At 64.5% G+C, this 18,137-nt stretch carries 17 protein-coding genes and 2 pseudogenes; 12 read left to right on the forward strand and 7 right to left on the reverse strand.

From position 1 onward, the window contains the following. The 4 genes and pseudogenes from AC1DXM_RS15005 to AC1DXM_RS15020 all read left to right on the forward strand — a co-directional run. A pseudogene (locus AC1DXM_RS15005) lies at nt 1–111 on the forward strand (IS5/IS1182 family transposase); the annotation flags it as partial. A 246-nt stretch (nt 112–357) separates the two neighbouring features. Next, nucleotides 358–704, forward strand: a pseudogene (locus AC1DXM_RS15010) (endonuclease domain-containing protein). A 68-nt stretch (nt 705–772) separates the two neighbouring features. After that, nucleotides 773–3,088, forward strand: a complete 2,316-nt coding sequence (glyS, locus tag AC1DXM_RS15015; protein ID WP_477233748.1) for a glycine--tRNA ligase subunit beta — start codon at nt 773–775, stop codon at nt 3,086–3,088. Between the two features lie 121 nt (nt 3,089–3,209). Continuing rightward, nucleotides 3,210–3,524: an ATPase gene (locus tag AC1DXM_RS15020; RefSeq protein ID WP_477233750.1), complete on the forward strand. Its 315-nt coding sequence runs from the start codon at nt 3,210–3,212 to the stop codon at nt 3,522–3,524. 148 nt (nt 3,525–3,672) lie between these two features. Here AC1DXM_RS15020 and AC1DXM_RS15025 read toward each other — a convergent pair whose 3' ends face one another. Next, on the reverse strand, nt 3,673–4,065 hold the full coding sequence (locus tag AC1DXM_RS15025) for a hypothetical protein (RefSeq protein ID WP_477233752.1): 393 nt from the start codon (nt 4,063–4,065) through the stop codon (nt 3,673–3,675). A 141-nt stretch (nt 4,066–4,206) separates the two neighbouring features. Next, nucleotides 4,207–4,680, reverse strand: coding sequence for a hypothetical protein (locus tag AC1DXM_RS15030; RefSeq protein ID WP_477233754.1), 474 nt, complete (start codon nt 4,678–4,680; stop codon nt 4,207–4,209). A gap of 159 nt (nt 4,681–4,839) precedes the next feature. Between AC1DXM_RS15030 and AC1DXM_RS15035 the strand changes: the two genes are divergently transcribed. The 3 genes from AC1DXM_RS15035 to AC1DXM_RS15045 all read left to right on the forward strand — a co-directional run bounded on the left by AC1DXM_RS15035 (nt 4,840) and on the right by AC1DXM_RS15045 (nt 8,005). Then, entirely contained in the window at nt 4,840–5,805 is a 966-nt protein-coding gene (locus AC1DXM_RS15035) for an L-threonylcarbamoyladenylate synthase (protein WP_477233756.1), read from the forward strand. Nucleotides 5,806–5,823: 18 nt separating this feature from the next. Further along, nucleotides 5,824–7,254, forward strand: coding sequence for an FAD-binding oxidoreductase (locus AC1DXM_RS15040; RefSeq protein ID WP_477233758.1), 1,431 nt, complete (start codon nt 5,824–5,826; stop codon nt 7,252–7,254). 184 nt (nt 7,255–7,438) lie between these two features. Then, a complete protein-coding gene (locus tag AC1DXM_RS15045; protein ID WP_112563807.1) occupies nt 7,439–8,005 on the forward strand; it encodes a DUF6101 family protein in 567 nt (188 codons plus the stop codon). Nucleotides 8,006–8,256: 251 nt separating this feature from the next. Here the strand turns inward: AC1DXM_RS15045 and ubiA are convergent, their stop codons facing one another. Then, entirely contained in the window at nt 8,257–9,240 is a 984-nt protein-coding gene (gene ubiA, locus AC1DXM_RS15050; protein WP_477234359.1) for a 4-hydroxybenzoate octaprenyltransferase, read from the reverse strand. A 51-nt stretch (nt 9,241–9,291) separates the two neighbouring features. Next, a complete protein-coding gene (locus tag AC1DXM_RS15055) occupies nt 9,292–10,203 on the reverse strand; it encodes a LysR family transcriptional regulator (RefSeq protein WP_477233760.1) in 912 nt (303 codons plus the stop codon). A gap of 90 nt (nt 10,204–10,293) precedes the next feature. Between AC1DXM_RS15055 and AC1DXM_RS15060 the strand changes: the two genes are divergently transcribed. Both AC1DXM_RS15060 and purD read left to right on the forward strand, forming a co-directional pair. Beyond that, nucleotides 10,294–11,088 (forward strand): phytanoyl-CoA dioxygenase family protein, encoded by a 795-nt coding sequence (locus AC1DXM_RS15060; RefSeq protein ID WP_477233762.1) that lies wholly within the window; start codon nt 10,294–10,296, stop codon nt 11,086–11,088. Between the two features lie 131 nt (nt 11,089–11,219). Then, nucleotides 11,220–12,506, forward strand: a complete 1,287-nt coding sequence (purD, locus tag AC1DXM_RS15065) for a phosphoribosylamine--glycine ligase (RefSeq protein ID WP_477233763.1) — start codon at nt 11,220–11,222, stop codon at nt 12,504–12,506. A gap of 9 nt (nt 12,507–12,515) precedes the next feature. Here the strand turns inward: purD and AC1DXM_RS15070 are convergent, their stop codons facing one another. Together AC1DXM_RS15070 and AC1DXM_RS15075 are read right to left on the reverse strand one after the other, a co-directional pair. Further along, nucleotides 12,516–13,628, reverse strand: coding sequence for a glycoside hydrolase family 25 protein (locus AC1DXM_RS15070; protein WP_477234361.1), 1,113 nt, complete (start codon nt 13,626–13,628; stop codon nt 12,516–12,518). 163 nt (nt 13,629–13,791) lie between these two features. After that, nucleotides 13,792–14,028, reverse strand: coding sequence for a hypothetical protein (locus tag AC1DXM_RS15075; RefSeq protein ID WP_477233765.1), 237 nt, complete (start codon nt 14,026–14,028; stop codon nt 13,792–13,794). A 426-nt stretch (nt 14,029–14,454) separates the two neighbouring features. On the opposite strand from AC1DXM_RS15075, the gene AC1DXM_RS15080 reads away from it, so the two are divergent. Both AC1DXM_RS15080 and AC1DXM_RS15085 read left to right on the forward strand, forming a co-directional pair. Next, nucleotides 14,455–16,224 carry an acyl-CoA dehydrogenase family protein gene (locus tag AC1DXM_RS15080; RefSeq protein ID WP_477233767.1) on the forward strand — a complete coding sequence of 590 codons (1,770 nt, stop codon included), beginning with the start codon at nt 14,455–14,457 and terminating at the stop codon, nt 16,222–16,224. Nucleotides 16,225–16,256: 32 nt separating this feature from the next. Further along, a complete protein-coding gene (locus AC1DXM_RS15085; RefSeq protein WP_477233769.1) occupies nt 16,257–17,009 on the forward strand; it encodes a crotonase/enoyl-CoA hydratase family protein in 753 nt (250 codons plus the stop codon). Nucleotides 17,010–17,016: 7 nt separating this feature from the next. Here AC1DXM_RS15085 and pdxH read toward each other — a convergent pair whose 3' ends face one another. Then, on the reverse strand, nt 17,017–17,634 hold the full coding sequence (gene pdxH / locus AC1DXM_RS15090) for a pyridoxamine 5'-phosphate oxidase (protein WP_477233771.1): 618 nt from the start codon (nt 17,632–17,634) through the stop codon (nt 17,017–17,019). Nucleotides 17,635–17,674: 40 nt separating this feature from the next. On the opposite strand from pdxH, the gene AC1DXM_RS15095 reads away from it, so the two are divergent. Then, nucleotides 17,675–18,136 (forward strand): RT0821/Lpp0805 family surface protein, encoded by a 462-nt coding sequence (locus AC1DXM_RS15095; RefSeq protein WP_477233773.1) that lies wholly within the window; start codon nt 17,675–17,677, stop codon nt 18,134–18,136. The last annotated feature ends 1 nt before the right edge of the window (nt 18,137 follow it).

An 18,137-nucleotide genomic window follows, 5' to 3' on the forward strand; every position in this document is an offset into this window, starting at 1 on the left:
CGCATGCGACTTTGCGCCATCCGCTATCGCGGCCTGGCCAAGGCGGCAGGACAGGTCCTCATCGCGGCCATGGCCTTCAACATGCGCCGCTGGGTGACGCTGGCCACCTGATCCTGGGTCGCACTGCGCCCCGAACCCACCGAATACGCCAACTCCTACCCTATCCGGCCGCAAACCCGCGCCGTAAAGCACCTCGCTGCGCCCCTGCAGTCCCTCCAGGCGTCCAAAGCCTAATAACGCAACAGGCCCTAGATGGGGGAGGTCGCCGCGAAGCGGCGGGTGGGGGTGGCAGCGCGACGTCCCATGCCAAAACTCGATCGGTTCAAGCTGCAGTCTGCAAAAAGGCTCCGCGCGGCGATGACAGACGAGGAGCGCACCCTGTGGCGACATCTCTGGCGCATTCCTGTCGAAGGTACGCATTTTCGCAGGCAGGCGTCGGTAGGGTCTATTTCCCTGATTTCATCTCACACCGGCTGAAGCTGATCATCGAAGTTGATGGCGTCCATCACAGTTTTGATGACCAGCAGCGCCATGACGAGCGCCGCACGAAATGGTTCGAGAGTCAGGGCTACCGTGTCATCCGCTTCTGGAACCATGAAATCAAAAACGAACTGGATTCCGTGCTCGATACGATCTATGCGGCGGTGGAAGAACAGAAATCACACCTGCATTTGCGCGATGGTGCCGAAGGTATCGGCGGCTGAGAGGCCGCCACCCCACCCCGGCGCTGCGCGCCGACCCTCCCCATCAAGAGGAGGGTGGGAGCCTGACCATGCCTGACCTGCTTCTAGAACTTCGCTCCGAGGAAATACCGGCCCGCATGCAGCGCAAGGCGGCGGGCGATCTCAGGAAGATGCTGACCGACGGGTTGGTCGAGGCGGGTCTGACCTATGACGCGGCGCGCGAATATTGGACGCCGCGGCGCCTGGCGCTCGACATCAGGGGCCTGACCGCGCGCTCGAAGGACATCCACGAGGAGATCAAGGGGCCGTCGACGACGGCGCCGGACCAGGCGGTGCAGGGATTTCTGCGCAAGGCAGGCCTTGCCTCGGTTGCCGAGGCGCATGTCCATTCCGACCCGAAGAAGGGCGATTTCTACGTCGCCCATATTTCGAAGCCGGGCAGGGCGGCGGAAGCGATCATCGCCGAACTGGTGCCGGCCATCATCCGCAGCTTCCCCTGGCCGACATCGATGCGCTGGGGGCCGGCTTCGGCCAAGCCCGGCTCGCTGCGCTGGGTGCGGCCGCTGCAGACGATCCTGTGCACCTTCGGCCCGGAGACCGAGGAGCCGGTCGTGGTCGATTTCGAGATCGACGGCATCCGTTCGGGCAACGTCACCTACGGCCATCGTTTCATGGCGCCCGGTGAAATCACCGTGCGCCGCTTCGACGATTATGTGACCAAGCTGGAAGCGGCCAAGGTCGTGCTCGATGGCGACCGTCGCAAGGAGATCATCCTGGCCGACGCCCGCAATCTCGCCTTCGCCAACGGGCTCGACCTGGTCGAGGACGAAGGGCTGCTGGAAGAAGTGTCGGGCCTTGTCGAATGGCCGGTGGTGCTGATGGGCGAATTCGAGCAGGCTTTTCTCGCCATTCCGCCTGAAGTGGTCCGGCTGACCATCCGCGCCAACCAGAAATGCTTTGTCACCCGGCCGCAGGGCGATGGCGAAAACCTCTCCAACAGTTTCATCCTCACCGCCAACATCGAGGCCAAGGACGGCGGCAAGGAGATCGCGCACGGCAATGGCAAGGTGGTGCGCGCGCGCCTGTCGGACGCGCTCTATTTCTGGAAGACCGACCAGGGCGACCTGCCGGATCTGGAGCAGCTCGAGGCATCGGCGAAAAAGTTCGGGCTCGACCTGAAGAAGCCGCTCGACCAGCGCATGGCCCGCCTCGACCATCTCAATGTCACCTTCCACGCCAAGCTCGGCACGCAAGGCGAGCGGGTGGAGCGGATCAAGCGGCTGGCCGAGGAGTTGGCGCCGACAGTGGCGCAGTCGATCTCCCCCCTTGAGGGGGAGATGGCCGGCAGGCCAGAGGGGGTCGCTTCGGCTGGCGCGACGCGGTCTGGCCTCTCGAAGAAGGAGGGAGTCAGCGCTTCACGCGAGACGCCCCCCTCTGTCGGCTTCGCCGACATCTCCCCCTCGAGGGGGGAGATTACCGCGCTCGCCGGGCGCGCTGCTGTGCTGGCCAAGGCCGATCTGACAACCGAAGCCGTGGGTGAGTTTCCCGAACTGCAAGGCGCCATGGGCCGCAAATATGCATTGCTGCAAGGCGAGCATCCGTCCGTGGCTGCGGCAATCGAGGAGCACTACAAGCCGCAAGGTCCGTCCGATCGTGTGCCGACCGATCCGGTGTCGATTGCCGTCGCGCTGGCCGACAAGCTCGACACGCTGGTCGGGTTCTGGGCGATTGATGAAAAGCCGACAGGCTCGAAGGACCCTTATGCGCTACGGAGAGCGGCTTTGGGTGTGGTGAGGATGCTGGTCGAGAACGGCATCCGTCTGGCCCTGTCGTCCATTTTCGATCGCGCTGCCGCCAATTTCAAGGACAGCGGTGCAGGCCAGTCGACCGATCTGCTCGCTTTCTTCCATGACCGCCTGAAAGTCTACCTGCGCGATCAGGGCGCCCGTCACGATCTCATCGACGCAGTGATCACGCCGCAGTCCGATGACCTCCTGCAGATCGTCCGCCGCGTCGAAGCGCTGGGCTCCTTCCTCGACACCGAGGACGGCAAGAACCTGCTCGCCGGCACCAAGCGCGCGGCAAACATTCTGGCGGCCGAGGAGAAGAAGAAAACAGTCGTCGCCGCGACCGTTGAGCCGGCGCTGTTTCGCGAGGAGGCCGAGAAATCGCTGTTTGCGGCGGTGAATCAGGCTGAGAAGCAAGCCGGCGAAGCGATTCGAAAGGAAGACTTTTCCGCCGCCATGCTGGCGCTTAGCGTGTTGCGTGAACCGGTTGATTCATTCTTTGAACGCGTTCTCGTGAATGATGAGGACCAGGCCGTGCGCGCCAACCGTCTGGCGTTGCTGGCCCGCATCCGCGCGGCCACTGACAAGGTCGCGGACTTCTCCAGAATAGCTGGCTAAAGGCGCGGGAATAACGCTAAAAATTTTCTCCCCCGCCGGCCGTTCGAGCCGGCTTACAGTCATATGGCGATGGTCTCTCCGTGGCAAAAAGGACATGTTCCCAACCCCCACGGAGGCTTCCATGAATTCCGCTCACGACATCGAAGTGACAGAAGAAACCTCGGGCACTCCCGAGGCGCTTGAATCCGCTTCCGAAAATAGTCTCGACCATGCCGCCGCCACGGCGGTCGAGGCCGCCGACCTGTCGGATGACGAGGAAGGCGATGACGAAGACAGCGACGAATCGGACCAGGAAGAAGGTGCCGAAACCATCGCTTCTTCCGACGACGATGAGGACGAGGAAGACGACGAAGATGAAGACGACGACGGCGTGAAGGCCGAAGCCGGCGGCGCTGACGAGACCGAGGAATCCGACGACGAGGAAGAAGCGGCCTGAGCTTTCAGGCAACTGACATCAAACGAAAAGGGCGGCGTTCACACGCCGCCCTTCTTGTTATCGAGGCCGACCTTGTCGGCCCTCTTGAAACCGACTCCGTCAGTCTTCCCGGAAACTGACTCCGTCAGTCTTCCCGAGGTTGACGAAGTCAATCCTCCAAAATGCTGACATGCACGCTGTCTGAATAGACGTCGACCTGGATCAGCGGCTCGCCGTTGACGATGGCGCGCCGCGTCGAGGAACTCATCGCCCCGCCGCGCTTCAGCAGGCGTTCCAGGTACGCGCGATCATCGTTGCTGCTGAACCAGTCGTCGCCCTGGTCGTCGGCGTCGCGGCGGTGGAACTTGTGCCAGTTGGCGCGGTCCTGTCGCACCATCTGCGCCGCGCTGCTCAGCTCGTAGCCGTCGCTGGCATGGTGGTCGCGATCGGAAATGCGCGCGACATAGGACCCCAGCATGTCGTCACCGGCCTGCGCGCTGCCGACGCCCAGAAATGACGCCAGCAACAGGCCGGCAATAGTCAATGATTTCGCCTTGTTCATGATACCCCCTTGCTCACTTGGAACCCGGCGCGCTCGTGCCAAAACCGATTGGCGAAATTGGGGACGCCGCCGCCAGGCCGATCGTGCGCCGGGGCGTCGATCGGCGTCAAGCGGACTGGCCGACTGTTTCGGCCGAATGGCTTACTCGGCTTTGCCGACGCCCTGGATCGGCTGCTGCGGCGTTGCCGCCGGCTGTGGCGCTGCCGGTTCCGACTCCGGCTTGCCGTTCGATGCCGTCGCAGTTCCTGCGGGTGCGGTCTCTGCCGCGGGCTTCGTATCCGCTGTGGGTGCCGCGGTAGCGGTGGCGGCTGGCTTGGCCGGCGCCGGCGAAGCGAAGGCGCCGCCGACGACGCCGCCGCGAATGATCATCGGGGCCTGTCCGTGCCTGGGCTTCTCGGGGATCGCCGCGACCTTTTCATAGGTGACGTCGGGCTGGGCATCGCCGAGCGCCACGATCGATGGCGCCGAGGCGATCTTCATCGGTTCGGGTGTGCCGACCTTGATGACCGATGGCGTGGATTTCGAGACGCCGAGAAAGACGATCGACGAGGCCTGTGCCCCACCGGTCATCGCCGCCAGGGTGAAACCAAGCGCTCCAAGCACACGCATCGACATCGAAACCAATCCCCTTGCCCAACAAGCCGGTAGCCTACCCCCAGTGGATTGACGCCGGCTTGCAGGGAAACATAGCATTTTAGGCATTGATAATTCACCAACGCCGGCTTGCCCGAAAATCACTGCCGTACTAGGTCCGGCGCCTGTGAGGTGAACAGAGTGGCTGAGATACTACCCGTCGGCGAAGCGATGGAGCGGGCGCTGGCGCTGCTCGAGGGCGGCGACGTCGTCGCCATCCCGACGGAGACCGTCTACGGACTGGCCGGCGATGCGACCAATGGCGTTGGCGTCGCCCGCATCTTCGAGGCCAAGGGCCGGCCGCGCTTCAACCCGCTGATCGCCCATGTCGCCGATCTGGCGATGGCCGAACGCATTGCGACCTTCGACCCGCTGTCGAAGCGGCTGGCCGAGGCGTTCTGGCCGGGACCGCTGACGCTGGTGCTCGCACTACGGCGCGGCAACGGCATCCATCCGCTGGTCACCGCCGGGCTGGATACGATCGCGCTGCGCATGCCCAGGGGGTTCGGGGGCGAGTTGATCGCCAGGCTCGGCCGGCCGCTGGCGGCGCCCAGCGCGAACTCTTCGGGCAAGATCAGCGCCACGACGGCCGAGGCCGTGGCGGCCGATCTCGGTGCGAAAATCCAGCTTGTCGTCGACGGCGGCGCCACCCCGGTCGGGCTGGAATCGACCATCGTCAAGGTCGAAGGCGATACAGTGCGGCTGCTGAGGCCGGGCGGGATTGCCGCCGCCGACATAGAGGCGGCCGTCGGCACCAAGTTGCTGCGCGGCGCCATATCAGGCATCGAGGCGCCAGGCATGCTGGCGTCGCACTATGCGCCGGGGGCGTCGGTGCGCCTCAATGCGCAAAGCGTGGCCGAAGGCGAAGCGTTGCTGGCCTTTGGCGCTGACCGCGCCGAAGGCTGGCAAAAGGCCGTCGCCTTGCGCAACCTGTCCGCGTCAGGGGACCTGCGCGAAGCCGCAAGCAATCTCTTCGCCTATTTGCAGGAACTCGACCGCAGCGGTGCGGCAACGATCGCCGTAGAGCCGATCCCGATCGAAGGCCTGGGCGAGGCGATCAACGATCGGCTCTTTCGAGCCGCCGCCCCACGTGACAAGCTCGACTGAGCGCCATAGTTTCTGCCCATGAACGATACCCCCTTCGATCTCGATCCCGCCCTCATCGACCGCTTCGCCGCAATCGTCGGCGACAAATATGCGTTGCGCGACCAGGTCGATATCGCGCCCTACCTCACTGAGCGGCGCGGGCTGTGGCACGGCAGGACAGGGCTGGTGCTGCGTCCCGGCAGCGTCGACGAGGTCAGCCAGATCATGCGGCTGGCGAGCGAGACCAGAACGCCGGTCGTGCCGCAGAGCGGCAACACAGGGCTGGTCGGCGCCCAGGTGCCCGACGCGTCCGGTAGCGAGATCGTGCTGTCGCTGTCGAGGCTGAACCGCATCCGCGAGATCGACGTGTTCTCCAACACGGTGACCGTCGAGGCCGGCGTCATCCTGCAGACGCTGCAGGAAGCCGCCGATGCCGCCGACCGTCTGTTTCCGCTGTCGCTTGCCGCGCAAGGGTCCTGCCAGATCGGCGGCAATCTCTCCTCCAATGCCGGCGGCACCGGCGTGCTTGCCTATGGCAATGCGCGCGAACTCTGCCTCGGCGTCGAAGTGGTGCTGCCGACCGGCGAGGTGTTCGACGATCTGCGCAAATTGAAGAAGGACAACACCGGCTACGATCTGAAGAACCTGTTCGTCGGCGCCGAAGGCACGCTCGGCATCATCACTGCCGCGGTGCTGAAACTGTTCCCCAAGCCCAAGGGCCGTGAAGTCGCCTTTGCCGGCCTGTCGTCGCCGCAAGCCGCCCTTTCACTGTTCAGCCTGGCGATGGACCGGGCAGGGGCGGCACTCACCGCCTTCGAATTGATCGGACAGCGCCCTTATGATTTCACGCTGCGGCACGCGCAGGGCGTCGCCCGGCCGCTGGCCGAAGACTGGCCCTGGTACGTGCTGATGCAGATCTCATCGGGCCGCTCGGCCGAGGACGCCAGGGGGCTGATCGAGGAGGTGCTGTCGGAAGGCCTCGAGCAAGGCATTGTCGGCGACGCGGTGATCGCCGCAAGCCTGGCGCAGGGCGACGCCTTCTGGAATTTCCGAGAGGTGCTGCCGGATTCGCAAAAGCCTGAAGGCGCCTCGATCAAGCACGATATTTCGGTGCCGGTGGCATCCATACCGGCGTTCATCGCCAAGGCTGCCGGCGCTGTCGCCTCGGTCAGCCCGCAGGCGCGTGTCGTCTGCTTCGGTCACATGGGCGACGGCAATCTCCACTATAACATCTCGCGGCCGGAGGGTGGTGACGACGAAGCGTTTCTCGACCTCTACCACGCCATGAACCATGCCGTGCACGATGTCGTGCGCGCCTTCCACGGCTCGATATCGGCCGAGCACGGCATCGGCCAGTTGAAGCGCGACGAACTGATCGCCACCGCGCCGCCAATGGCGATCGATCTGATGCGCCGGGTGAAGGCCGCCTTCGATCCGGCGGGCATCATGAATCCCGGTAAGGTTATCTGATCCTTTCAACATCTTGGGGCTGGTCTCATTCCGATAACCATCCCCTGAGATCAGCAAAATTTAACTGACTTTCTTAAGCGCAGCGGTAAGGAGCCCGCGCTACTGTTTCGCATAACGAGGCCGGGAAAACTGGCCCGGTGAGAACCGCAAAACGGCTCTCAGGAGAAACACAGGAAGGCAGTTGATGAACAGTGTACTGAAGCCCGTCTGGGCCGGGCGCAACATGCGTCTTGACCCATTCCGCCTGCCGCAAGTGGTGAGCTATGCCACGCGCGACGACTATGGCGACGTTACCTTCACCATCGACCAGCGAGGCGCCGTCATTCGCCGCACGCTCGAGATGAGCGGCCTGCCGGCGATCATCGCGCTGCCCGCCAATGCGTTTCGCGGCGTCGCCGCCCGCGCGATGGAGGATCCGGAAGGCAATGTGACGGTAACCCTGGAACTGCTGCACAACGACCCGATGCTGTCGGTGCCGCTGCTGGTGGCCGACGATCTCGACGACGTCGCCGCCGACTGGCGCGCCTGGGCCGATGCCTATCGGCTGCAGATGCTGCTGATCGAATCCGACGGCATTGCCCGCACACTGGAAGAATCGCTCGGCGCCGCCATCAAGGCGTTGCCAGCCAAGGATCGCCGCAAGGGCCGGGTCTCGACCACGCGCCGTCCGCGCTTCCTCGCCCGCCGCAGGGCCGGCGATCTCGGCCTGCGACTGGTTATTGATGGCGAAGAGATTATTTCGAGAGAGTAGTTTTTGCTTTACACGCGTTGGCGATTGGCGAAACCGCCAATGACCGCCTCTTCTCCCCGTCACTATACGGGGAGAAGTGCCCGGCAGGGCGATGAGGGGCGGCGCTGACCAAGCCGGTTGTCTACTTCAAACACCTGATCTAATGCGCGTGCCATCGCCGCTGTGCATCTCACCTTAACTGCAAAGGTTGGCGCTGCCCCTCATCCGGCTGCCGCCACCTTCTCCCCGTATAGAGACGGGGAGAAGGGAGCCTACACCAGCGGCTTCAGCGCCACCCACAGCGATCCGCCGATGAGGCCGAGGAAGATCAGCCAGCCGACCTGGTTGTTCGATTTGAACAGCCGCAGGCACTGGTCGGGATCGTTGATATCCAGAACCGCAATCTGCCGCGCCATATGCGCGCCGGCGGCAATCAGCCCGGCCAGCGCCACCACCGGCGCCTGTGCCGAGGCAAAGGCAATGGCGAAGCAGACCAGCGTGCCGCCATAGAGTCCGACCAGCCAGGTCTTGGTGTTGTCGCCGAACAGCCGCGCCGTCGAACGTACGCCGACAATGGCGTCGTCTTCCTTGTCCTGGTGCGCATAGATCGTGTCGTAGCCGATCACCCACAGGATCGAGCCGATATAGAGCATGATGGCCGGGCCATCGAGGTCGCCGAACTCCACCGCCCAGCCCATCAGCGCCCCCCAGGAGAAGGCCAGCCCAAGCACGAATTGCGGCCAGTTGGTGAAGCGCTTCATGAAGGGATAGACGGCGACGATCACCAGCGAGACGATGCCGAGCGGAATGGCGAAGTCGTTGAACTGCAACAGCACGACGAGGCCCAGCAACGCCTGGATGACCAGGAATACCCAGGCCTGGCGGCGGGTCACCTTGCCGGCCGGCAGCGGCCGCGAGCGCGTGCGCTCGACCTTGTTGTCGATGTCCTGGTCGACAATGTCGTTATAGGTGCAGCCGGCGCCGCGCATGGCGACGGCGCCGACAAAGAACAGGAACAGGAACCACGGCGACGGCAGCAGCGTCAGCAGCGGGTCGGTGGGGCGAGGATAGGCGCTGGCTGCAAGCGCTGCCGACCACCAGCAGGGCCATAGCAGCAATTGCCAGCCGATCGGCCGGTCCCAGCGCGCAAGCTGCGCATAAGGCCACAGCCAGCGCGGCAGTATCTTGTAGACCCAATGGCCGCTCGGCGCGTCAGCGACGCGGCCCTGGGCCGCTTTCGACTGGATGGTTTCCATCGTGCTGGAGTGGCAGCAGCAGCGAGCGCCGTCAAGCGGCCGCATTGTCGCTCAGGCGGTGAAAACATCGTGCGTGGCGAACCACGCCTTCGCCACCTCGATGAAGGCCAGCGCCGCCTTCGACAGCCTTTGCCTTGTGTCATGGGTGAGGATGATGCGCTGCATCGGCAGCGGATCCGACAGCGGCTTGCAGACCAGCGGCAGGCCGTCATAACTTCTGTCGCCATAGGGCCTTGTGTAACTCACCGCGACGCCGAAGCCGTTGGCCACCATGCTGCGCTGCAGTTCGAACGAACTCGTCGTCGACTGCGAGACCGGCGACAGGCCGCGGCTGAGGAACAGGTCCAGCATATGCTGCCAGCTGTGCGGCTGGTCGGTGGTGACAAGTGGATGGGTCGCCAGCTCCGCCAGGCTGACGCTGGTCTGGCTGGCCAGCGCGTGGCCTTGCGGCAGAAGCGCGTGCGGCCGCAGCTCATGCAGCAGGATGCGGGCGAAGTGCGAGGGCAGGCCGAGATCGTAGGTCAGGCCGAGATCGATGGCGGAATCGCCGAGCCGCCGGCCCAGCGTCTCGAAGGTCTCGTCGCGCACGACCACTGTGACCGCCGGGCAGCGCTGCGAAAACGCGCGGATCAGCGCCGGCGCGAAATAGGGCGCCAGATCCTCGAAGCAGCCGAGCACCAGCTCGCCGCCGACATCGGCGTCACGCGTCCCGAGCCCAACCAGTTCGTCCGCCTCGGCCAGCACCTGCTTTGCTTTGGCCACCGCGCTGCGGCCGAACGAGGTCAGTGCGATGCCGCTGCCGCGCTGGCGCACGAATAATTTCTGGCCGAGCGTCGCTTCGACATTGTCAATTGCCACCGAGATCGACGGCTGCGAGACGTTCAGCATCCGGGCGGCCGCGGTGACGCTGCCATGCCGGGCGACGGCAACGAGATAGCGCAATTGGGTGAGAGTCAGGTTCATAGGCCAAAGCTATAAGAGGGATGAAAGGTTATTATTTTACGCGATGTACGGCGGCTGCGATAGTCGGTCATCGAAACAGGGGAGACTGAGATGGCCGCCAGACATATCGGTGCCGCAGCGATTACCGACTACCAGCGCGACGGCGCCGTCTGCCTCCGCGGCGTCTTCAAGGACTGGGTCGACACCATCGCCGCCGGCATAGAGCGCAACATGCAGAATCGCAGCGCCACGGCGTCTGACATCGCCAATGGCAAGGGCAGCTTCTTCGACGATTATTGCAACTGGGAGCGCATTCCGGAATTCGTCGATGTCGTGCGCAATTCGCCGGCCGCCGAACTCGCGGCGGCAGCAATGCAGTCGCGCAGCGCCCAGTTCTTCCACGACCATGTGCTGGTCAAAGAGCCCGGCACGCAGAAGCCGACGCCCTGGCACCAGGACATCCCGTACTACTTTGTCGACGGCAGCCAGACCGTCAGCTTCTGGATCCCGATCGATCCGGTCAGGGAAGCGACGCTGCGGCTGATCGCCGGCTCGCACAAATGGGAGAAGATGGTTCTGCCGGTGCGCTGGCTTAACGATGACAATTTCTACGCCGGCGAGGGCGACTATCTCCCGGTGCCCGATCCCGACAACGACCCGTCGCTGAAGGTGTTGGAATGGGAGATGGAGCCGGGCGACGCCATACTGTTCGACTTCCGCACCGCGCATGGCGCACGCGGCAATCCGACGGCGGCACGGCGCCGGGCGCTGTCGCTGCGCTGGGTCGGCGATGACGCGCGCTATGTCGAGCGCCCCGGCCGCACCTCGCCGCCCTATCCCGGCCATGACATGAAGCCCGGCCAGAAACTGCGTGAGGACTGGTTCCCCGTCATCTACCAGAGTTGAGCGGCTCACTTCGATTGCCGGTGCGCTCGACGTTCCCGTGCGCAACCGGCAAGCAGTAGACCAAAAGTCTTGACCCGCGCCGCGCAGCGCAATAGCGCAGTCCCTGTCGTGAAATGACAAGGGACATCGGCATGCGCGTTTTGTTGATCGGCTCCGGCGGCCGCGAACATGCCCTGGCCTGGAAGATCGCTGCCTCGCCGCTCTTGACCAAGCTCTATGCCGCGCCCGGCAATCCCGGCATCGCTCGCGAGGCGGAACTGGTCAAGCTCGACATCGCCGATCATGCCGCCGTCGCCACCTTCTGCAAGAACAACGCGATCGACCTCGTCGTCGTCGGGCCGGAAGGCCCGCTCGTCGCCGGCATTGCGGATGATCTGCGCGATCAGGGCATCCGCGTCTTCGGCCCGTCGAAGCGGGCGGCACGGCTCGAAGGCTCGAAAGGTTTCACCAAGGACCTCTGCGCGAAATACGATATCCCGACCGCCGCCTATGGCCGCTTCACCGATCTCGCCGCGGCCAAGGCCTATGTCGAAAAGGTCGGTGCGCCCATCGTCATCAAGGCCGACGGGCTCGCCGCCGGCAAGGGCGTCACCATCGCCATGACGCTGGATGAGGCGCGCTCAGCACTCGACGCCTGTTTCGATGGCGCCTTTGGCGAAGCCGGCGCCGAAGTGGTGGTCGAGGAACTCATGACCGGCGAGGAGGCGAGCTTCTTCTGCCTGTGCGACGGCACCACGGCACTTCCTTTCGGTACCGCGCAGGACCACAAGCGCGTCGGTGACGGCGATACCGGCCCCAACACCGGCGGTATGGGCGCCTATTCGCCGGCGCCGGTGATGACGCCTGAGATGGTCGAGCGCACCATGCGCGAAATCGTCGAGCCGACCATGCGCGGCATGGCCGAGCTTGGCGCACCCTTCGCCGGCATTCTGTTCGCCGGGCTGATGATCACCGACAAGGGGCCGAAGCTGATCGAATACAACACCCGCTTCGGCGATCCCGAATGCCAGGTGCTGATGATGCGGCTGAAGGACGACCTTTTGGTGCTGCTCAACGCCGCCGTCGATGGCCAGTTGGCGCACAGCTCGGTGCGCTGGCGCGACGAGGCGGCGCTGACCGTGGTGATGGCGGCGCGGGGTTATCCCGGCACGCCGGAGAAAGGTTCGGTCATCCGTGGCCTCGAAGATGCCGCTGGCGACGGCGTTGAAATCTTCCATGCCGGCACCGCCATCAATGGCGGCGCGCTGGTCGCCAATGGTGGCCGCGTGCTCAACATCACCGCGTCAGGCAAGACGGTCGGCGAAGCGCAAAGCCGCGCCTACGCCGCGCTCGACCGCATCGACTGGCCGCAGGGCTTTTGCCGCCGCGACATAGGCTGGCAGGCGGTGGCGCGGGAGAAGGCCGGCGCGGCCGGTTAGTGTTGGCAGTCAGCGCTCGCGAACGAGCTCCGTCGAAGCGGTGCTGACCGGATCGGCGGCTTGGGAGAAGGCGGCCTCGAGCAGAGCGTCCGAGCGATACGCGGTCCGCTTCCAGGCGACATACTCGGCAATGCCGAAGCGCGCGCGGCGCGGCACCGTTTTGACCACCGGCATGCGGAAGGCGGCGCGGAATGTCTGCCAGCGCGCGCCGAGCACCGCCACCATTTCCTCGACGGTCGGCGGCGTCGCCACATCGGCATAGGTGATGGTGACTTTGCCGGCCAGCCCCGCCGCCCGCGAAACCGGCACCGGGATCGAGGCGAGGTAGTCGGCCGGCACATTGATCAGGCCGCCAAAGGGCCACTGCTGGCGCAGCATGGCTGCATCCATTGGCGCGACGTTGACGTCGATGTCGTTGGGCGTGCCGGCGACCCGGTAGGGGCAGCGCAAACGTCCGCAATTGGCCTGCGCCGAAAACTGCCACAGCGCATAGCCCTGCCAGTTGCCCATAGGAAAATGCACGTCGATATCGGGCTTGTAGCGCGCATACCAGAGCGGCAGCCGCGACAAGAGCCGATATTGATAGCGGTTGTCGGCGATGAACTGGGCGGTCTTGCCATTGGCGTAGAGTATCGGGAAACGGCCGATACGCCGGTGCACCTGGCGCACGAATTCCTCGGCATCGTCCAGCGACATCCACTGTGTCGGATCATTGCCTTCGAGGTCGAGGGCCATGAGATCGTCCGGCGCCGGTTCGGCAAAATCGATGAAATTGTTGGCCTGCTCAACCGGATTGCCGGGGCGGGCAAGATGATAGGCGCCCCATTTCAGGCCGAGCGCCTTGGCCACCACCTTGCGTGTCTGGAACAGCTCGCGCGTCACCGCATAGCGTCTCCACAGCGTCTTGCAGAGTTTGACCGTAAGCTCGTCGCCATAGCAGAAATAGGGCGGCGGCAGCCCGTCGGAGGCCTTGTTGATGAAGCCGATAACGCGCTTGTCGGTAGCAAGCTGCGCCCAGTCGATTGAATTGTATTCATAGGCGTCGACAACGAGCGCGCGGTCGCCGTCTCGCCACGGCTCCGAGAAATCGGAAGCTTGTGCCGCAGATATCAGCGCCATCATCGCCGCGAGAGCGATCGCTGAGCGGCGAAGAAGATGCGCCGGCGTTTTCAAACAGGGAATCCCCGCTGACCAAACACCGATCGTGAACCGGTATGGTTAAGGAAGTGCTTTCGGGGCGACAGCCGATCTCCCCCCTCGTGGGGGAGATTGCCAGCTCCGATGCTCACCGCCGCCCGACCGTCTGCACCTCGAACGGATCCGGCGCGGGCTGCTGCTGTAGCGTGCCTTCGGCGGCGCGCTTGCGGTGATGGGCAAGCGAGCATTTGGGCGAGCACAATATGCCGCGATCGGTCCAGTAGGCGGGGCCTCTTTCGAGCTCGCCGTGATAATACGAGAAGCCGTTTGCCTGATACGGCAGGCCACATTCGATGCAACGGTATGTCTCGGGTCTGGCAAGCATGTTGCCCCGGTCCAATCTGTCTTTTGTCTGCCGACGGATCATAGCAGCAGGATGTCGTTCCTTGCTGCAGAAATTTTGACAGGCAACGGCAGCGTTGCAAACAGGCTGTCGCCCCGCGATTTCGTCATTCTATGGCGAAGCAAGGAGCGAAGCGACGCGGCGCAGACCATAGAATCCATGCCGCGACTTCAAGGTGTTGCCACGGTCCAGAATTCTGCACCGCTGCATCCTTCGCGGGAGGTCGCGGCATGGATCCTCGGGTCTGCGCGTCCGCTCCGCCCGTGGATGACGAAGTTCAGTGCAAAATCCGCGTGACAAAGTTTGACGTTTACGTAAAAAGAAGGCTGGAGGCCGCCCAAAGGCGGATGGTTTTGCGTCGTCCCGGGTCCTAGGATCGAGAGGGCGAGCAGCGGAGGAGAAAGCGGCATGTACAAGGCGCCGGTCGACGACATTTCGTTCACGCTGAAGCATGTCGCCGGCCTCAAGCCGGCGCTCGACAGCGGCGCGTTCGGCGACCTCGGCGAAGACCTTGTCGACGCCGTCCTGTCCGAGGCCGGCCGCTTCGCCAGCGAAGAGGTGGCGCCGCTCTACAAGATCGGCGATGAGCACGGCGCGGTGCTGAAAGATGCAGCCGTCACCACGCCGCCCGGCTGGAAGGCGCTCTACCGCAGCTGGGTCGACGGCGGCTGGAACGCGCTGTCGGGGCCGGAAGAATTCGGCGGCCAGGGCCTGCCGACCATGCTCGGCGTCGCCGCGCTCGAAATGTGGAACTCCGCAGCCATGGCCTTCGGCATCGGCCCGACGCTGACCATGGGCGCGGTCGAGGCGCTGGACAAGCACGCTTCCGAGGCGCTCAAGGCCAAATATCTGGCAAAGCTCGTCTCCGGCGAATGGATGGGGACGATGAACCTGACCGAGCCGCAGGCCGGTTCCGATCTCGCCGCACTGCGCAGCCGCGCCGAACCTGCCGGCGACGGCACCTACCGCATCTTCGGCCAAAAAATCTTCATCACCTATGGCGAGCACGATTTCACCGACAACATCATCCATCTGGTGCTGGCCAGGCTGCCCGATGCGCCGGCCGGCACGCGCGGCATTTCGCTGTTCCTTGTGCCGAAACTCCTGGTCAATGATGACGGGACGTTGGGCGCCCGCAACGACGTCTTCTGTTCGGGCCTTGAGCACAAGCTCGGCATCCATGCCTCGCCGACCTGCACCATGATCTATGGCGATGGGTTCCGGGGTGCTGCGCCCGGCGCCATAGGCTGGCTGATCGGCGAGGAGAACAAGGGGCTCGCCTGCATGTTCACCATGATGAACAACGCCCGGCTTTGCGTCGGCATGCAGGGCGTGGCGGTTGCTGAAGCCGCGACGCAGAAGGCGATCGCCTATGCCAATGAGCGCCGCCAGGGCAAGGCGTCGGGCTATGCCGGCCCCGGCATGGCGCCGATCGTCCATCACCCGGACGTGCAGCGCAATCTGCTGACCATGAAGGCGCTGACTCAGATCGCCCGCGCCATCTCCTATTCCTGCGCCCACGCCATCGACCTGGCGCGGGTTTCGGCCGGCGATCAGGCCGCGCATTGGCGCGACCGCGCCAATCTCCTGACGCCGCTGGCCAAGGCCTTCTCCACCGATGTCGGCGTCGACGTCGCGTCGCTCGGTGTCCAGGTGCATGGCGGCATGGGCTTCATCGAGGAGACGGGCGCGGCAGCGCTCTATCGCGATGCCCGCATCGCGCCGATCTATGAGGGCACCAACGGCATCCAGGCGATCGACCTGGTAGCGCGCAAATTGCCGCTCGGCGGCGGCGAGCATGTGCATGGCTACATCGCCGAACTGAAGACCATCGCCGATGAGGTGCGGACCTCGAACTTGCAAGGGTTCGGCCGCACCGCCGAGACCCTCGACCGCGCGCTCGACGATCTGAGCGAGGCGACGCGTTTCCTGCAGAAGCTGCTGGCCGAAGGCCGTCTCGACGAAGCGCAGGCCGGTGCGACGCCCTATCTCAGGCTGATCTCGCTGGCCGCCGGCGGCGCCTATCTGGCGCGTGGCGGGCTTGCCGAGCAAAACCGCATCGCGCTTTGCCGCTTCTTTGCCGAAAACCTGCTTGGCGAAGTCGGCGCCTTGAAGGAACGCGTCATCGATGGCGCCGACAGCCTCGCCGCCGCCGGCAAGACGCTGATATCAGCCTGAATACCTAAAGCGCTCACCAGGGAAAGATGACCGTGACAGACCATATTCTCGTCGAGCGCCAGGGCGCCATCCAGATCATCCGCATGAACCGCCCGGACAAGAAGAACGCGCTGACGCGCGCCATGTACGCGACAATGTCCACGGCACTGGCCGAAGGCGACGCCGATCCGGCGGTCCGCGTCCATGTCTTCCTCGGCATGCCGGGCGCCTTCTCGGCCGGCAACGATCTCGCCGATTTCCTGGTCATCGCTACCGGCGGCGAGGGCGGCAACGAAGTCTGGGACTTCCTGATGGCGCTGGCCAAAACCGAGAAGCCGATGGTCTCGGGCGTCGATGGCATTGCGGTCGGCATTGGCACCACGCTCAATCTGCATTGCGACCTGACCTTTGCCACGCCGCGCACCGTGTTCCGCACGCCCTTCGTCGACCTCGGCCTGGTGCCGGAGGCAGGTTCCAGCCTGCTTGCGCCGCAAATCCTCGGCCGTCAGGGCGCCTTCGCGCTGCTTGGCCTCGGCGAAGGCTTTTCCGCCGAGCGCGCCAAGACTGCCGGTCTGATCTACGAGGTGGTCGAGGAGAGCGAGCTCGAAGCTGCGGTGCTGGCTGCGGCCGGCGCAATCGCCGCCAAGCCGCCTGAGGCACTGAAGATCGCCCGCGACCTTATGCGCGGCTCCCGCGACGACCTCGTCGCCCGCATCAAGGTGGAGAGCGAGCATTTTCGCGAGCGGCTGAAATCCGACGAGGCGCGCGCCGCGCTGACCGCGTTCATGACGCGGAAGAAAGGCTGAACACGCGTCAGGGATAGAGCCGCGTCTTGTCCCAGCCGCCTTCGGCGTTGCGCGAAAAGACGACACGGTCGTGCAGCCGGAACGGCCGGTCGTGCCAGAACTCGATCGCCTGCGGCACGATGCGGAAGCCCGACCAGTGCTTTGGCCGCGGGATCTCGCCGATCGGGTAGCGCGCTGTGTACTCGGCAACCGCTTTCTCCAGCGCAAAGCGGCTTTCCAGCGGCCGCGACTGCTTCGAAGCCCAGGCGCCGATGCGGCTGCCGCGCGGCCGCGTCGCGTAGTAGGCGTCCGCTTCGGCGTCGCTGACGATCTCCACCGGACCGCGTATGCGCACCTGGCGGCGCAGCGATTTCCAGTGAAAGCACATCGCGGCCTTCATGCTGCCAAGAATCTCGCGGCCCTTGGCGCTCTCGAAATTCGTGTAGAAGACAAAGCCGCTTTCATCGAACCCCTTGAGCAGCACCATACGCACATCCGGCATGCCGTCGGCATCGACGGTTGCCAGCGCGACGCCGTTGGCATCGTTGATTTCGCTCTTTGTGGCGTCCTCCAGCCAGGCGGCAAAGAGCCGGAACGGCTCGGCGGCCTCGGTAAAGTCACCAGTTGTTAACTCGGTGTCACTCATAGTTTTTCTCAAATTGTCTCGAAACTCAGGAGGTTGCCGATTGTCGCGTATCGCGCAAGCTTTTGACAGCGGTCAATGGAGCGCTTTCGCTTCGGCCAGTTCGAAAGCCGTGATCGTGATCGTCGCCTTGCCGCTTGCCGCCTGCGGCGCCGGCGGCTTCAGCCTGGAAAAAGCCGAGGTCGACCGCTCCATCGTCACCTCGAGTGCGCCGGCGCAGGCGACATCGACGGACGCCGATAACGCTTCCGACCAGACCACGATCGGCAATGCGGTCTCCTCAGCCGACTTAGAGGAGCTTCGCGGCCAGGCCGTGCCATGGGCGAATGCCGGTACCGGCTCGCGCGGCTCCATCACGGAACTCGCCGAGTTGCAGGACAATGGCCAGACCTGCCGCAGCTTCACCGCCTCGCGTGAAAGCTTCGACGGCGTCGCCTTGTTCAAGGGTGAATTGTGCATGGCCGGCGCCGGCGGCTGGCACATGCAGGACTTCAAGGCGCTTTAAG

Source organism: Mesorhizobium sp. P3_A2, from assembly GCF_056403115.1.